Source organism: Pseudomonas sp. No.117 (assembly GCF_054558395.1).
Window position 1 is genome coordinate 207,488 of record NZ_BAAJNP010000005.1, and the last position, 15,619, is coordinate 223,106.

The following is a 15,619-nucleotide window of genomic DNA, read 5'->3' on the forward strand; positions in this document are numbered from 1 at the left end:
AGCATGCATCTGGGATTTCTGGGACTGGGCAACATGGGCGCGCCCATGGCCCGCAACCTGCTCAAGGCCGGCCATCGGCTGACCGTCTACGACGTGTCCGCCGTCGCCCTGACTGCGCTGCAGGCCGAGGGCGCCGAAGTGGCCGCCTCCCCTGCCGCGGTGGCGGACGGGGGTGCCGAGGTGATCATCACCATGCTGCCCGCGGCCACTCATGTGAAGACGGTCTATCTGGGCGAGGACGGCCTGATCGCCCACGCCCGGCCGGGCACCCTGCTGATCGACTCCTCCACCATCGACCCGCTCAGCGCCCGCGCCGTGGCCACGGCTGCCGCCGAGCGCGGGCTGGAGTTGCTGGACGCACCGGTCTCGGGCGGCACCGGCGGCGCCGCGGCCGGCACCCTCACCTTCATGGTCGGCGGCAGCGCGGCCGGCTTCGAGCGCGCCCAGCCGGTATTGGCCGCCATGGGCCGCAACCTGGTGCACTGCGGCGCCAGCGGCAACGGCCAGGTGGCCAAGGTGGCCAACAACCTGCTGCTCGGCATTTCCATGATCGGGGTGGCCGAGGCCATGGCGCTGGGTACCCGCCTGGGCATGGATGCCAAGACCCTGGCCGGGGTGATCAATACCAGCAGCGGCCGTTGCTGGAGCTCGGAGGTGAACAACCCCTACCCCGACGTCCTGCCCCAGGCCCCCGCCTCGCGCGGCTATCAAGGCGGTTTTGCCGCCGACCTGATGCTCAAGGACCTGGGACTGGCCACCGAGGCTGCCCGCGCCGTGCGCCAGCCGGTGATCCTCGGCGCCGTGGCGCAGCAGCTCTACCAGAGGTTCAGCCAGACCGGTGGCGGCGGACTGGATTTCTCGGCCATCATCCAGGACTACCTGGACGAGGACGGTGCATGAGCGACGCCAAGGTATTGCTGGAAAGACGCGGTGGGGTCGGCTACCTGACCCTCAATCGCCCGGCCGGGCTCAATGCCCTGGACCTGGAGATGGTGCGCAGCCTGCACGGCGCCCTGCGCGACTGGGAGCAAGACCCCAGCGTGCGGGTGGTGGTGCTGCGCGGCAACGGCCCCAAGGCCTTCTGCGCCGGCGGTGACGTCCGCGCGCTGTACGAGAGTTACCAGCGCGGCGACGACCTGCACCAGACCTTCTTCGCCGAGGAATACGCCCTGGACCTCGCCTTGCACCGCTATCCCAAGCCGGTGCTGGCGCTGGCCCACGGCCTGGTGCTGGGCGGCGGCATGGGCCTGGTGCAGGCGGCGCGGTTGCGGATCGTCAGCGAGCGTACGCGCATGGCCATGCCGGAGACCGCCATCGGCTACTTCCCCGACGTCGGCGCCAGTCACTCCCTGCCGCGCCTGCCCGATCACCTGGGGTTCTACCTGGGGCTGACCGGGGTGCAGATCGGCCCGGCCGATGCCTTGGCCGCGGGTCTGGCCGATGTCTTCATTCCTGAAGCGGCCAACGACGACCTGCAGCAGCGCCTGGAAGAGGCCACGGCCAGGGGCCCGACCGACCTGGCCGCCCTGCTCCAGGAATTCGCCACAGCACCGGTGGAAACGGCCCGGCTGACCGACCTGCGGCCGGCCATCGCCGAGCACTTCGCGGCCGCGACCGTCACGGAGCTGCGTACCGGCCTCGCCCAGGAAGAGCGCCCTGCCTACCGTGACTGGGCCCGGGAAACCCTGGCCGTCCTGGATCAGCGTTCGCCGCTGGCGGTGGCCACCGCCCTCGAGCTGTTGCGCCAGGGCAGCGGGCTGTCGCTGGAGCAGTGCTTCGCCCTCGAGCTGCACCTGGATAGACGCTGGTTCGAAAAGGGCGAGATCGTCGAAGGAGTGCGCGCCATGCTGGTGGACAAGGACCGCACGCCGCACTGGAGTCCGGCCCGCTGGCAGGACCTGGATCCACGTCGCGTCGCGGCCTTTTTCGCCGATTTCCGCCATGCCTGAGGGAAGCCCTTCGCCTCCGGGATCGGCGGCTGGGTGTGCTTCAAGGCGCTCTGGAGCCACGGGGGCTACGGCCAGCTGGAGGACTACCTGGTGGACCACCATTACCCGGATAGCCGCAGCACCGAACGCTGCGAAGGATCCCGTGAAATCCTGCGGCCGCTGATCACCCGGAAAGGCGATCGCCGCGAAATGTGAGGGCGTCCGGAATGACGGCCGTGACCTGTCCAGCAAAAGCCAAAGATGACCCTCGAGGGGCGTCTGGACGTTGGTGGACCGGTGCTACGCTCATGGCTGGGACCGCGCTGGTCCCCGCCTCGCCAAGGAATACCGCTATGGCCTCCCTGCTCGCCTGCATCGATGGATCCCCCCACGCCGAAAGCGTCTGCGATCACACCGCCTGGTTGTCGCGGCGGCTGGATGCGCCCGTCACCCTGCTGCACGTGCAGGAAGCCGCCAGCAGTGGCAAGAAGGTCGCCAATGGCGAGCCGGTCTTCCTCGAAGACGACGCCGGTGCCGGGATGGCCAAGGCCTTGCTGCTCAAGGCGCGCCAGCGCCTGCTGCAACAGGGGCTGACCCTGCCACCGCAGATCCTCCGACGCCCCGAAGGCCTGGTCGATACCCTGAAGACCCTGGAAGCGGATACCCGCCTGCTGGTGATCGGCAAGCGTGGCGAAGGCTCCGGGGACAGTGGCATCGGCAGCCAGCTGGAGGCGGTGGTGCGCGCCGTAAGCCGTCCGATCCTGGTGTGTTCGGGCCCCTTCAAGCCGCCACGCCAATTCACCATCGCCTATGATGGCCGGGAAGCCACCCACCAGGGCGTCCTCGCCCTGGCGCGCAGTCCGCTGCTGGCCGGCATGAGCGGAACCCTGCTGCGGGTCGGCGAAGACGATCCGGTGCTGCGCAAGCGCCTGGAAGACCTGGCCCTGTTGCTGCGCAGCGCCGGGTGCCGGGTAGACACCACGGTCGCCCATGGCGACGTCGAGCGTATCGTCCCGCGCCACCTCGACGAACGTCGCGCCGACCTGCTGATCATGGGCGCCTACAGCCACTCCTCGGTCTGGCGCTTCCTGCGCGGCAGTCGCACCACCCAACTGCTGCACAAGACCGAGGTGCCCCTGCTGCTGCTGCGCTAGGGTACAGCCCATCCGCTCCCGACACGTTTCGTCGGGGAGTGGCCGCCGGGGCTCAAGCCGACCCGGAAATCGCCGAAGCAGGATATATAGAGCCCGGCCCTCCGCCGGCTCCCCGGCGCGTCGGTAGGCCCCATGAGCACCCATGTCATCCATTTCACCGCTCCCATCAATTCCAGCAGTTGCGGCCAGCTGATCGCCCAGTGTTCCCAGGCGGTCCAGCAGGACGCCTCGCGCATCCTGCTCAAGATCGCCACCATGGGCGGCGACTGCAGCTACGGCTTCACCATGTACAACTTCCTGCAATCGCTGCCGCTGCCGGTACACACCCATAACCTGGGTACCGTCGAGTCGATGGGCAACATTCTGTTCCTGGCCGGCCAGCACCGCACGGCCAGTCGCCACAGCAAGTTCCTCTACCACTCCTTCTACTGGAACCTGAACAATTCGGTCGACCACGCCCGCATGGCGGAATACGCCATGTGCCTGGACTACGACCTGGATCTCTATGCCCGCATCGTCGCCGAGCGTACCGCCGGTGCCGCGGAAGCCCTGGACATCTACAGCTGCCTGAAGGCCAACGCCCGCCTCCTCAGCCCGGAAGCAGCGCTGACCACCGGGGTGATCCACGCGGTGGACGAATGCCAGGTGCAGCCGGGGGAGAAGGTCAGCTTCATTCACCTCTGAACGAAAAAAAACCCGGTGGCCTGAGCCACCGGGTTTTTGCGTTGGAGCTATCGCCGCGATCAGCGGCTGAAGGACACCAGGGTGTTGGGATAGCCGACGCTGGCATCCAGGCGGCTGGCATCGAGGAATACCCCCAGGTTCTTCGCCCCTTCCTGCACATAGCTGATCTTGACGATCTGGCCATTGGCGAGGCGCACCGAGCCACCCAGCTTGAAGGCCGAGCGATTGGCCGCGGTGGCCGGAATGGAGATGGCTGCGGCGCGACGGTAGACGCCGCGGTTCCAGTCACTGTTGGTGAAGTCGTTGATCGGGCTGCTGATGGTGGCGGCGCTGCTCACCCCGGTAGGCGAGACGGTCACGGTCTTCGGATAGCCCATGGCGTTACCGTTCAAGGCCGCACCCTCGGTGAATACGCCAAGGCTGTTGCCGGCCTGCACGAAGGAAATCCGCCGTACTTGGCCATCCGCGGTGGTCAGGTAGGCGCCGGCCTTGAAGGCGGCACGATTCACCGCGGTACCGGGTACCGAGACAGCCGCCTTGTTGCGGTAGACGCCCTTGAGCCAGTCCGAGTTGGTGAAATCGTTAAGCACCGAGGTCACGGTCCCGGCGGTCGCACCGCCGGTGGCCGGGGTCTCGACACCCGCGTTGCTGCCGCTGTTGCCGGCGCTGCCACTGCTGCTGCCGCCCGTGTTACTGCCACCGGTGTTGCCTACGGCTCCGGCATTGCTGCCGGTGGAACCGCTGCTGCCGGTGCCGCTGTTGCCGGTCGACGGCGTGGTGCTGCCACTGGCGATCGGGCCGATGGCGGTGCAGCTGCTGTCGTCCAGGTACTTGCGCAGGGTCGGCCACTGCGGACGCTCCTGGCCATTGATGGGCTCCACCGACATGAAGTAGCTGCCCCAGCCCGGGCCGGCCGCCCAGTAGGAGGCCGGGATGCAGTTCTGCTTGAGGTACGCCAGCATGTTGTCCATCAGCAGGTTCCAGCGCGGATTGTTGTCCGGCACGCCGAATTCGCCGATGTAGCCACGCTTGCCGTTCTTCTTCAGCCAGTCGACGAAGGGCTTGACACGGGTCACGCCATAGTTGGCGTCGAGCTTGTTGACGTCGGTCTTGTCGTAGCTGCCGCCGGCGTTCTCGTCGAAGTAGGAATGCGCCGAGAAGATGATGTTGTTCGCCGGATCCTTGAGGTTCAGCAGGGAGTCGTTGAATTCGGCCCAGCGGGTCGCGCTCGACCAGCCGTTGCCTTCGACGATGACCGGACGGCTGCTGTCCACCGCGCGAACGCCGTTGATGCCGTACTGGGCGGCAGTCGGCCAGTAGGCCATGGCATCGTGGGGCTCGTTCATGATGTCGTAGGCGTATAGCGACGACTGGCCACTCCACTGCCGCGCGATGTGGGTCATGATCTCCTGGTAGCGGGCGTAGGGAACGCCGCTGGTGCCGATCACCTGGCCGCGATAGCGCGCATAGTTGTGCAGGTCGAGGATGATCTTGATGCCGTGCTTCTGCGCGTAGCCGAAGGTCTGGTTCACCAGGGCCACGTAGGCGCTGTCCAGGGGTCCGCCGAGCTTGGGTTGCAGGCGCTCCCAGATGATGGGGAAGCGGATCAGCTTGACGCCGCGGGCGCTCCACTGCTGGAAGTAGGCTTCCACCGGGAAGATGTAATTGGTGCCATTGATGCCGGGCAGCACCTGGGGCGCGAAACCGGCGCCGGACAGGTTCAGGCCTACCAGGCTCACGGATTCGGCCTGGACGGCACCGGCGGACAGGGCGAGCATGGTGGCGACGGCGGCGAGCGGACGACGGAGAGCGGCGACGGAGAAACGGATCGGAGTCATGGACAGGTACTGCTTTGGGAGGCGTGGCGTCGATGTCCTTTGTGTACGAGCAATGCCTAGGTTTAGGTGAAGCCACTGGGACGTGACAAGAAAGCACTCTGCGTCCTGCAGTTGCCTTACCCAATACAAGTCGTATGCCAGCCAAGTGAAACCTTTCACCTGGCAAGGGGTCACGATGTGCCCCACCGCCTTGAAAGCACCGCGCCAGAGGCGTTGCAGCAAACGTAACCAAATATGCGCGACATGGAGTCGCAGCGCGAAATGCCTGGCCCGGACGAAACAATCGGCCTGCGAGGACAGAAATCTGACGCCAAGATCATGATCCGCTCTGGCAGGGAATTTTCCTCGTGGTCCGTTATCCAAGGATCAGCAATGTCTTGTATATAAGGTCCAGTCATGCGCGCAGAACAGCCGGGAACCCCTGTCTTCCAACCCACTCTTCTGGTGGTGGACGACGAGCCATTGGTCGCGGATTTCGTCCGCGAGATCCTCGAGCCCGAAGGCTTCAACATCCTCGCCGCTGACTCCGCCGACACCGCCCTGGCGCTGTTGGAGAAAGAAGAAGCCAATATCGACATCCTGCTGACGGACATTCGCATGCCCGGCTCCATGGATGGTGCGCAGTTGGCCAATCTGGTCTGCCAGCGCTGGTCCGACATGCCGATTATCGTCATGTCCGGCTACGAGACCCCGTCCACCGCCAGCATCAAGGGCAAGGTGCGCTTCCTGCCCAAGCCCTGGTCGATCGGTCAGTTGATCGATGCGGTGAATGGCGTGGCCTATTCGGTGACGCCAAGCGTCTGACGCCCGAGGAACCTTGGCGATGGGACTGATGTCCTATTGCCATCTCGGTATCTCGGACCTGCAGCGATGCTCGCCTTCACCCAATCCTTCGTTTCGCGCCTTCCCGATGTCTCCTGCCTATTCGGCCCGCTCACGCCCGATGGTGGCCTGCCCGTGCAGGTTTCCAGCCGCTGTGGCCAACACCGCCTGACCCTGATGCTCGACCGGATTCGCCTGCAGGATTCCGCGTATTGCGACACCCAGGCCGTACGGGTTCGCCGCTCGCTCAACGCGCGCTAGCCTCGCCCGTTCAGCTCAGAGGGGTGGCGCCGGCCTGAGCAGGACGGCCTTCAAGGAGAACGCCGAGGTGACGCTGGCCACTCCGGGTATGCAGGTAAGCACTTCCGCCAGGAAGTGCTGATAAGCCGCCAGGTCCTGCACCACAACCCGCAACACATAGTCCGCATCGCCAGTCATCTGGAAACAACTCATCACCTGTGGCGCCTTGACGATCTCCCGTTCGAAGGCGCGCAGGTAGTCGGTCGACTGCTTTTCCAACCGCACCGAAACGAAGACGCTGACACTGCCGGCCAGGCGGGTTTCATCCAGCTGGGCGTGATAGCCCTGGATGTAGCGCTCTTCCTCCAGTCGCTTGACGCGCCGCAGCGTCGGGGTCAGCGACAGCCCGATCTTCTGCGCCAGATCACGCCAGCTGAGGCGGCCATCGGTGGACAGGGCGTTGAGGATGCGCAGGTCGATACGGTCCAGGCCAGCCATGGTGCAAAACCTCTACTGTTGTTCTTGTACGGGGTTCAATAGCACCAAAAGCCGGCGCTGCCCACCCCGAATTTGCGGCAAAACGGCTAGCGCGGCCGGCCTATACTCAGGTGACCAATAACAAGAATGCCGAGGCCTCCACCATGTGGCACCCTGCATCGCACCCGGACGGCCAACCCGTCCCGCGACTCGCCCGTACCCCCTACCTTCCGGAGGTGCGGTCATGAGCGACTACCCTCCCCTGCAGCTGCACGTCCCCGAGCCAAGCGGCCGTCCAGGACGCTCCACAGACTTCAGCTACCTGCAACTCTGCCCGGCTGGCCGCGCCGAAAAACCGCCGGTGGACGTGGCGCCCGTGGACACCCGCGAGCTGGCTACCCAGCTGATCCGCATTCTCGACGACGACGGCAACGCCGTGGGCCCCTGGGCCAGCGAGGAAGATCCCGCCCTGTTGCTGCAGGGCCTAAGAGCCATGCTCAAGACCCGACTGTTCGATGCACGGATGCTCAAGGCGCAGCGGCAGAAGAAGCTCTCCTTCTATATGCAGTGCCTGGGCGAGGAAGCCATCGCCGTCGGCCAGACCCTGGCCCTGCGCCCGGATGACATGCATTTCCCCACCTACCGCCAGCAGGGCATCCTCATCGCCCGCGAGGCGCCGCTGGAGGAAATGATCTGCCAGTTGCTGTCCAATGCCCGCGACCCGCTCAAGGGCCGCCAGTTGCCGGTGATGTATTCCTACCGCGACCTCGGCTTCTTCTCCATCTCCGGCAACCTGGGCACCCAGTACATCCAGGCGGTGGGCTGGGCCATGGCTTCGGCGATCAAGGGCGATACGCGCATCGCCGCCGGCTGGATCGGTGACGGCGCCACCGCCGAAGGCGACTTCCACGCCGCCCTCACCTTCGCCCACGTCTACCGGGCACCGGTGATCCTCAATATCGTCAACAACCAGTGGGCCATCTCCACCTTCCAGGCCATCGCCGGGGGTGAAGGCATCACCCTGGCCACCCGCGGCCTCGGCTACGGCATCGCCGCCCTGCGGGTGGATGGCAACGACTTCCTCGCCGTACTGGCCGCCTCGCGCTGGGCCGCCGAACGCGCCAGGCGCAACCTGGGGCCGACCCTCATCGAATGGGTGACCTATCGCGCCGGCCCCCACTCCACCTCGGACGATCCGTCCAAGTACCGGCCTGCCGACGACTGGACGCACTTCCCCCTGGGCGACCCCATCGACCGCCTCAAGGCGCATCTGATCGGCCGGGGTCTCTGGTCCGACGAGCAGCATCAGGCGCTGACCGCCGAGCTGGAAACCGAGGTGACCGCCGCGCAGAAGGCCGCCGAGGCCCATGGCACCTTCGCCAGCGATCTCGCCCCCAGCGCCGCCGACATGTTCGAGGAGGTCTACCAAGACCTGCCGCCGCACCTACGTCGCCAACGCCAACAGCTCGGGAAGTGATGCCATGACCGTACAACAGGAAACCGACCTGCCGACCCAGCCCGGCAGCCGCAGCACCCTGACCATGATCCAGGCTATCCGCTCGGGGCTGGACGTGATGCTCGAACGCGACAGCAACGTGGTGGTATTCGGCGAGGACGTGGGTTACTTCGGCGGCGTCTTCCGCTGCACCGAAGGCCTGCAGGCCAAGTACGGCGCCTCGCGGGTGTTCGATGCGCCCATCTCGGAAAACGGCATCGCCGGTGCCGCGGTGGGCATGGGCGCCTATGGCTTGCGGCCGGTGGCGGAGATCCAGTTCGCCGACTACGTCTATCCGGCCATCGACCAGATCGTCTCCGAGGCGGCGCGCCTGCGCTATCGCTCGGTGGGCCAGTTCACCGCGCCGCTGGTGTTCCGCATGCCCTGCGGCGGCGGCATCTACGGCGGCCAGACCCACAGCCAGAGCCCCGAGGCCATGTTCACCCAGGTCTGCGGCCTGCGCACCGTGATGCCCTCCAACCCCTACGACGCCAAGGGCCTGCTGATCGCCTCCATAGAGAGCGACGATCCGGTGATCTTTCTCGAACCCAAGCGCCTCTACAACGGCCCCTTCGACGGCCACCACGACCGCCCGGTGACGCCCTGGTCGGGCCATCCGGCCAGCGCCGTACCGGACGGCTACTACCGGGTCGAGCTTGAGCGCGCCGCAGTGGTCCGTCCGGGCAAGCACGTCACGGTGCTGACCTATGGCACCACCGTCTGGGTGGCCCTGGCCGCGGCCGCCGAGACCGGCATCGACGCCGAGGTGATCGACATCCGCAGCCTCTGGCCGCTGGACCTGCAGACCCTCACCGACTCGGTGAACAAGACCGGCCGCTGCGTGGTGGTCCACGAAGCCACCCGCACCTGCGGCTATGGCGCCGAGCTGGTGTCCCTGATGCAGGAGCACTGCTTCCACCGCCTGGAGGCGCCCATCGAGCGGGTCACCGGTTGGGACACGCCCTACCCCCACGCCCAGGAGTGGGACTACTTCCCCGGTCCGGCGCGGGTCGGCGCCGCGCTCAAGCGCGTGATGGAGGTCTGAGATGGGTACCCATGTCATCAAGATGCCCGACATCGGCGAAGGCATCGCCGAGGTGGAACTGGTCAAATGGTACGTGGCGGTGGGCGACGAGGTCAGCGAAGACCAGACCCTCGCCGACGTCATGACCGACAAGGCCATGGTCGAGATTCCCTCACCCGTGGTGGGCCGGGTGCTGGCTCTCGGCGGCGAGCCCGGCCAGGTGCTGGCGGTGGGTGCCGAGTTGATCCGCCTGGAAGTGGCCGGCGACGGCAACCAGCGTGAGGTCAGTCGCCCCGCGCCGGTAGAAGCTTCCGCGGTGGCATCCCCCAAGGTGGAAGCGCCCAAGCCCGAGGTAGCCCCAGCCCCGCGCCGTCCGGAACCGGAACTCCCGCGCGACGACGACCGACCGGCCTCCCGCCCGACCCCCGGTAGCCCGCCGCTGGCCTCCCCGGCGGTGCGCCAGCACGCCTGGGATCTGGGTATCGAGTTGCGCTTCGTCACCGGCAGCGGCCAGAACGGCCGTATCCTGCATGGCGACCTGGACGCCTATGTGCAGCAGCGTGACGCCGGTCTGCCGTCGGCCACCGGCGGCAATGGGCTGGCCAAGCGCAGCGGCGAGGAACGCCTTCCGCTGATCGGCCTGAGGCGCAAGATCGCCGAGAAGATGCAGACGGCCAAGCGCCACATCCCCCACTTCACCTATGTGGAAGAGCTGGATGTCACCGAGCTGGAAGCCTTGAGAGCCAGCCTCAACCAGCGCTGGCAGGGGCGTCGTGCCCACCTCACCCTGCTGCCCTTCCTCGCGCGCGCCCTGGTGGTCGCGGTGCGGGATTTCCCGCAGATGAATGCGCGCTTCGATGAGGAAAGCAGCACGGTGACGCGCTATGGCGCGGTGCACCTGGGTATCGCCACCCAAGGCGAGCAGGGCCTGGCGGTACCGGTGGTCAGACACGCTGAGGCGCTGGATCTCTGGGGCTGCGCCCAGGAGGTGGCGCGCCTGGCCACCGCGGTGCGCGGCGGCAAGGCAAGTCGCGACGAACTGGGCGGCTCCACCCTGACCATCAGCAGCCTCGGCCCGCTGGGCGGCATCGCCTCCACGCCCATCATCAACCATCCCGAGGTGGCCATCATCGGCGTCAACCGCATCGTCGAGCGCCCGGCCTTTCGCCATGGCCTCGTGGTGCCGCGCAAGCTGATGAACCTCTCCGCCTCCTTCGACCACCGGCTGATCGATGGCCAGGACGCTGCCAGTTTCATCCAGGCCGTGCGCCAGCTGCTCGAACAACCCGCCACCCTCTTCCTGGAGTAGCCATGGACACCCGACTCCTCATCATCGGCGGCGGCCCCGGCGGTTACGTCGCCGCCCTGCGCGCCGCCCAGTTGGGCATCACCACCACCCTGGTGGAGGGTGCCGCCCTCGGCGGCACCTGCCTCAACGTCGGCTGCATTCCTTCCAAGGCCATGATCCATGTCGCCGAGGAGTTTCATCGCACCTGCGGGCGTGCCGACCAGGGCAGCCTGGGCATCCGCCACGGCCGCCCGGAGTTGGACCTCGGCCAGGCCATGGCCTGGAAGAATGGCATCGTCGATCGCCTCACCACCGGTGTCGCCGGCCTGCTGAAGAAGCAGGGGGTGACGGTAGTCGAGGGCTGGGCCGAGATCCTCGACGGCAAGACCGTCGAGGTGCAGCGTACGGGAGGCGAGCGGCTGCGTATCCGCACCGAGCACCTGCTGCTGGCCATGGGCTCCACCTCGGTGGAACTGCCTAACCTGCCCTTCGGCGGCCCGGTGATCTCGGCCACCGAAGCACTATCGCCCACGGAAATCCCGGAGCATCTGGTGGTGGTAGGCGCCGGCTATATCGGCCTGGAATTGGGCATCGCCTATCGCAAGCTGGGTGCCAAGGTCGCCGTGGTCGAGGCTCAGTCGCGACTGCTGCCAGGCTACGACGCCGAACTCACCGCTCCGCTGCGCCAGCGCCTGGAACGGCTGGGTATCGAGCTGCACTTGGGCTGCAAGGTCGTCGGCTTGACGGAGGATGGCACCGGACTGCGGATGACCACGGGCGATGGCCAGGAGCAGGTGCTGCCCGCCCAACGCATCCTGGTGGCTGCCGGTCGCCGTCCCCTTACCGAAGGCCTGGAACGCCTGCCGCTGGACTATGACGGCCGCTTTATCCGGATCGACGATGGTTGCCGGACCAGCATGACCGACGTCTGGGCCATCGGCGACCTCACCGGCGAACCCCTGCTGGCCCATCGCGCCATGGCCCAGGGCGAGGTGGTGGCGGAGCTGATCGCCGGCAAGCGGCGGCATTTCGCTCCGGTGGCCATTCCGGCGGTTTGCTACACCGATCCGGAGATCGTGGTGGTCGGCCTCACCCCCGAGCAGGCCAGGGCCCAGGGGCTGGAGATCAAGGCCGCCAGCTTTCCCTTCGCCGCCAATGGCCGTGCCCTGACCCTGGAAGCGCCGGAAGGCTTCGTGCGGGTAGTGGCCCGCGCCGATGACCATCGCATCCTCGGCTGGCAGGCCACCGGGCAGCAGGTGGCGGAATTGGCCACGGCCTTTTCCCATAGCCTGGAGATGGGCATGCAGCTGGAAGACGTGGCGGCCACCCTGCATCCCCACCCTACCCTGGGCGAGGCGGTGCAGGAGGCGACGCTGAAAGCCTTGGGCCGGGCACTGCATCTCTGACGGCGTCTGCCTGGCTTGGCCTCGACAAGGACCGAGCCAGGCGCCGCTCAGCCAGCGACTCTTCGCTGGCTGGAGGACGGAGGCCTCGTTACAACTGCGCGGCTATCACTGCGGTATCTATCACCGACCGCACCTCGCGGATGCGCCCTTCGGCAAAGCGATAGAACACATGCTCACTGAAGCGCACCCGACGGCCGTTCACCGGCAGACCGAACAGTTCCCCATGCGGGGTGCAGTCGAAATCCAGCTGCGCCGCCAGCCGGGGCGACTCCACTACCAGCAGCCGCGCGCTGAACTGCAGATCCGGGATGGCGGCGTGATCGCCTTCGAGCATGGCCCGGTAGCCGGCCAGGCCCAGAGGACGACCGTTGTGCTCGACCGCCTCGTCGACATAGCGGCCCAGTTCAGTCCAGGCCTGGCGGTTGAGGCAGTCGAGGTAAGCTCGGTAGTGGCTGCGAAGTTCGGCAGGGGTAAGAGGCATGGCGAGGTCTCCGTTGGCAACAATTACAGGGACCTCGCCCAGCTGCCAAGGCTCCCCTTAGCCCAGGCGATTCTTCACCAGCCGTCCGCCTTGGAGGATGACGTCCAGTCGCTCGCCCTGCCCTACCAGGCAGCCGATGTCGGCCAGCGGGTCGCCGTCCACCACCAGCAGATCCGCCAGGGCACCATTGGCGATGCAGCCCAGCTCGCCCTCGCGTTGCAGGATGCGCGCGGCCACGCTGGTGGCGCTGCGCAGGGCTTCCAGATTACCCAGCACCTCGGCGCGGATCCGCAGTTCCTGGGTCTGGTACTCGTGCATCTCGCCCAGCAGATCGGAGCCGTAGCCCATGGGGACGCCCGCCTCGGCGAAGAATTCCAGGGCGCGGCGGCCGGCCAGGCGGACGTCCTCGATCTTGGCTACGGAATCGGCGGGCAGGCCATAGCGGGCGCCATGCTCGGCGAGCATCTCGTAGGTCACCTGGGTCGGCACCGCGAAGGCCCCGCGCTCGTGCATCAGTTGCGCCGTTTCCCGGTCCACCAGGTTGCCGTGCTCGATGGTGCGCACCCCACATTCCACGGCGCGGCGGATGGCCCGGGCGGTATAGGCATGGGCCATCACATAGGTATTGGCCGCCTCGGCTTCCTCGACGATGGCGCGGATCTCGGCCTCGCTGTACTGGGTGTTGGCGATGGGATCGGTGGGCGACGACACCCCACCGGAAGCCATGATCTTGATCTGGGTGGCACCCTGCTGCAGCTCTTCGCGCACCGCCTTGCGAACGTTGTCCACGCCGTCCACCACCCGGGCGATGGCGCCGGCGCGGAAGCAGCAACTGCAGGGCTCGCTCAGCAGCAATTCACCACGGGCGCGCATGTCGCCATGGCCGCCGGTCTGCGATAGCGCCTTGCCGGAGGCGAAGATGCGTGGCCCCGGCACCAGGCCAAGGGCAATGGAGCGCGCCAGGGCCCAATCCGCCCCGCCGGCATCCCGTACGGTGGTGAAGCCGCGGGCGAGCATGCCTTCGAGGATGGGCAGCGCGCGATACATGATGATGGCGTTGGGCTGCAGGGCGTTGAAGCCCAGGTTGGCGCTGGAGGCCAGCACATGCACATGACAGTCGATCAGCCCCGGCATCAGGGTGCGACCGCCTAGGTCGATGACGGTGGTGCCTTCCGGCGGACTGGCGCTCTGGTCACGCACGGCGGTGATGCGCTCACCTTCCACCAGGACTTCTTTACCGGTGACCAGGGTGCCGGTGGTGAGATCAAGCAGCTTGCCGTTGCGCAGCAGCAGGGGAGTACTTTTAGTCATACGGAGGCTTCCGGTTGATGGCCGCTGGATGCGTCGCGGAACAGCGCGGCGCCCCCGGCACTGATGGCCGCGGCGAACATGATGTAGAAGGCCGGCGCCAGATGGCTGCCGGTGGCGGCGATCAGCCAGGTCACGGTGAAGGTGGCGAAGCCGCCGAACAGGGTCACCGCGAAGTTGTAGGCCACCGATAGTCCGGTGGAGAGCACCCGCGTCGGCAACAATTCGCCGAAGGCCGCCAGCAGCCCGCCGAGATAACCGGAGATCAGCAGCCCCAGCACCAACTGGAATACCAGCAGGGACGCCAGGCCCGGCCAGCGATTGAGCATCCAGAACAGCGGCCAGGCGACGCAGAAGATGGCGAGAGCGGAACCCAGCAGCCAGCGGCGCTTGCCATGGCGATCCGCCAGGCGTCCCACCAGCGGCGTGGCGACCAGCAGCACCAGGCCACCGAGCACGCCGGCGCTGAAGCCCAGGCCACTGGGCAGGCCCAGCACCCGGGTGGAATAGGACGGCAGGTAGAACAGCACGGCGTAGGTGCAGACCGTCCAGAGCACGACCATGGAAAAGCTGATCGCCGTCTGGCGTGGATAGATGCGCAAGACCTCGCGCAGCGGCGACTGGGCGCGCTCGACCGTGGCATAGGCCGGGGTCTCGTCGATGCGACTGCGGATGTAGAAGCCGACAGGGCCAATCAGGGAGCCGAACAGGAACGGCAGGCGCCAGCCCCAGGTCTCCAGTTGCTCCGGGGTCAGCAGCGCCGAGAGCAGCGCGCCGAAGCCCGCGCCCAGGGCCACTGCCACCCCGATGCTGGCCTGGATCCAGCTCGAGTAGTACGCCTTCTGCCCAGCGGGCGCGTGCTCGGTGAGAAAGGCGGTCGCGCTGCCCATCTCACCGCCGGCGGAAAAGCCCTGCAGCAAGCGGGCGAGGACGATCAGCGCCGGCGCGAACAGGCCCCATTGGGCGTAGCCGGGAGTCACGGCGATGATCAGGGTACCGGCGGCCATCAGCAGGATGGTCAGCGACAGCGCGGCCTTGCGACCCCGGCGGTCGGAATAGATACCGAGCAGGATGCCTCCCACCGGACGCATGAAGAAACCGACGCCGAAGGTGGCCAGCGCCAAAAGGTAGGAGGTGAGTTCGCTGGCGCTCGGAAAGAACACCTTGGCGATGATGACGGAAAAGAAGCTGTAGACGGTGAAATCGAACCACTCCAGACCGTTGCCGATCACGGTAGCGACGACCGCCTTGTTGGCCTGGCGGCGCTGGACGAGGGACGCTTGTCCCGGGAGAGTCGTGCTGCTCTGCATTGTTGGCTCCTGAATGCTGCTGGCGCAGGAAGCCCAGGCCTCCTACTACGGCGGCGGCAGTTTCAATTGGGAAACAGGACGAGGATCTTTGCCCTCTGCTGCCGAGCTTAAGAGGCCACCACGAGCGGTGAAAACGCTGATTGCAGGGGTTTGCATGCGTCTGG

Annotated in this window: 16 protein-coding genes; 11 read left to right on the forward strand and 5 right to left on the reverse strand. The window is 66.8% G+C overall.

The annotated features are described in order from the left end of the window. Window positions 1–3 precede the first annotated feature (3 nt). The 5 genes from mmsB to ACYJP6_RS13730 all read left to right on the forward strand — a co-directional run bounded on the left by mmsB (window position 4) and on the right by ACYJP6_RS13730 (window position 3,766). Entirely contained in the window at window positions 4–900 is an 897-nt protein-coding gene (mmsB, locus tag ACYJP6_RS13710; RefSeq protein WP_459475554.1) for a 3-hydroxyisobutyrate dehydrogenase, read from the forward strand. Next, complete coding sequence (locus ACYJP6_RS13715) at window positions 897–1,949, forward strand: enoyl-CoA hydratase/isomerase family protein (RefSeq protein ID WP_459475555.1); 1,053 nt, start codon at window positions 897–899, stop codon at window positions 1,947–1,949. The genes mmsB and ACYJP6_RS13715 overlap by 4 nt, the downstream gene beginning before the upstream one ends. Window positions 1,950–1,970: 21 nt before the next feature. After that, window positions 1,971–2,144: an acyl-CoA dehydrogenase family protein gene (locus tag ACYJP6_RS13720; protein ID WP_459475823.1), complete on the forward strand. Its 174-nt coding sequence runs from the start codon at window positions 1,971–1,973 to the stop codon at window positions 2,142–2,144. Between the two features lie 137 nt (window positions 2,145–2,281). After that, window positions 2,282–3,082 carry a universal stress protein gene (locus tag ACYJP6_RS13725; protein ID WP_459475556.1) on the forward strand — a complete coding sequence of 267 codons (801 nt, stop codon included), beginning with the start codon at window positions 2,282–2,284 and terminating at the stop codon, window positions 3,080–3,082. A gap of 132 nt (window positions 3,083–3,214) precedes the next feature. Beyond that, window positions 3,215–3,766 (forward strand): ATP-dependent Clp protease proteolytic subunit, encoded by a 552-nt coding sequence (locus tag ACYJP6_RS13730; RefSeq protein WP_459475558.1) that lies wholly within the window; start codon window positions 3,215–3,217, stop codon window positions 3,764–3,766. Between the two features lie 59 nt (window positions 3,767–3,825). Here the strand turns inward: ACYJP6_RS13730 and ACYJP6_RS13735 are convergent, their stop codons facing one another. Then, window positions 3,826–5,604 carry a glycoside hydrolase family 5 protein gene (locus ACYJP6_RS13735; RefSeq protein ID WP_459475559.1) on the reverse strand — a complete coding sequence of 593 codons (1,779 nt, stop codon included), beginning with the start codon at window positions 5,602–5,604 and terminating at the stop codon, window positions 3,826–3,828. A 396-nt stretch (window positions 5,605–6,000) separates the two neighbouring features. Here ACYJP6_RS13735 and ACYJP6_RS13740 point away from each other — a divergent pair, with 396 nt between their 5' ends. Together ACYJP6_RS13740 and ACYJP6_RS13745 are read left to right on the forward strand one after the other, a co-directional pair. Next, a complete protein-coding gene (locus ACYJP6_RS13740; RefSeq protein WP_145012681.1) occupies window positions 6,001–6,408 on the forward strand; it encodes a response regulator in 408 nt (135 codons plus the stop codon). A 66-nt stretch (window positions 6,409–6,474) separates the two neighbouring features. Continuing rightward, on the forward strand, window positions 6,475–6,687 hold the full coding sequence (locus ACYJP6_RS13745; RefSeq protein WP_459475560.1) for a hypothetical protein: 213 nt from the start codon (window positions 6,475–6,477) through the stop codon (window positions 6,685–6,687). 15 nt (window positions 6,688–6,702) lie between these two features. Here ACYJP6_RS13745 and ACYJP6_RS13750 read toward each other — a convergent pair whose 3' ends face one another. Next, complete coding sequence (locus ACYJP6_RS13750; RefSeq protein WP_459475561.1) at window positions 6,703–7,164, reverse strand: Lrp/AsnC family transcriptional regulator; 462 nt, start codon at window positions 7,162–7,164, stop codon at window positions 6,703–6,705. A gap of 223 nt (window positions 7,165–7,387) precedes the next feature. Here ACYJP6_RS13750 and ACYJP6_RS13755 point away from each other — a divergent pair, with 223 nt between their 5' ends. The 4 genes from ACYJP6_RS13755 to lpdA are packed head-to-tail and all read left to right on the forward strand — an operon-like array spanning window position 7,388 to window position 12,356. Beyond that, on the forward strand, window positions 7,388–8,620 hold the full coding sequence (locus ACYJP6_RS13755; protein ID WP_459475562.1) for a thiamine pyrophosphate-dependent enzyme: 1,233 nt from the start codon (window positions 7,388–7,390) through the stop codon (window positions 8,618–8,620). A 4-nt stretch (window positions 8,621–8,624) separates the two neighbouring features. After that, complete coding sequence (locus tag ACYJP6_RS13760; protein WP_459475563.1) at window positions 8,625–9,683, forward strand: alpha-ketoacid dehydrogenase subunit beta; 1,059 nt, start codon at window positions 8,625–8,627, stop codon at window positions 9,681–9,683. 1 nt (window position 9,684) lies between these two features. After that, window positions 9,685–10,971 (forward strand): dihydrolipoamide acetyltransferase family protein, encoded by a 1,287-nt coding sequence (locus ACYJP6_RS13765; protein ID WP_459475564.1) that lies wholly within the window; start codon window positions 9,685–9,687, stop codon window positions 10,969–10,971. A gap of 2 nt (window positions 10,972–10,973) precedes the next feature. Continuing rightward, window positions 10,974–12,356 carry a dihydrolipoyl dehydrogenase gene (gene lpdA, locus ACYJP6_RS13770; RefSeq protein ID WP_459475566.1) on the forward strand — a complete coding sequence of 461 codons (1,383 nt, stop codon included), beginning with the start codon at window positions 10,974–10,976 and terminating at the stop codon, window positions 12,354–12,356. 88 nt (window positions 12,357–12,444) lie between these two features. Here the strand turns inward: lpdA and ACYJP6_RS13775 are convergent, their stop codons facing one another. From ACYJP6_RS13775 to ACYJP6_RS13785, 3 genes are read right to left on the reverse strand one after another with little or no spacing between them, the layout of a single operon-like run. Continuing rightward, window positions 12,445–12,837 (reverse strand): ester cyclase, encoded by a 393-nt coding sequence (locus ACYJP6_RS13775; RefSeq protein WP_459475567.1) that lies wholly within the window; start codon window positions 12,835–12,837, stop codon window positions 12,445–12,447. 57 nt (window positions 12,838–12,894) lie between these two features. Continuing rightward, window positions 12,895–14,148, reverse strand: coding sequence for a metal-dependent hydrolase family protein (locus tag ACYJP6_RS13780; protein ID WP_459475568.1), 1,254 nt, complete (start codon window positions 14,146–14,148; stop codon window positions 12,895–12,897). After that, complete coding sequence (locus ACYJP6_RS13785; protein WP_459475569.1) at window positions 14,145–15,455, reverse strand: MFS transporter; 1,311 nt, start codon at window positions 15,453–15,455, stop codon at window positions 14,145–14,147. Before ACYJP6_RS13785 ends, ACYJP6_RS13780 begins: the two co-directional genes overlap by 4 nt. Between the last annotated feature and the right edge of the window lie 164 nt (window positions 15,456–15,619).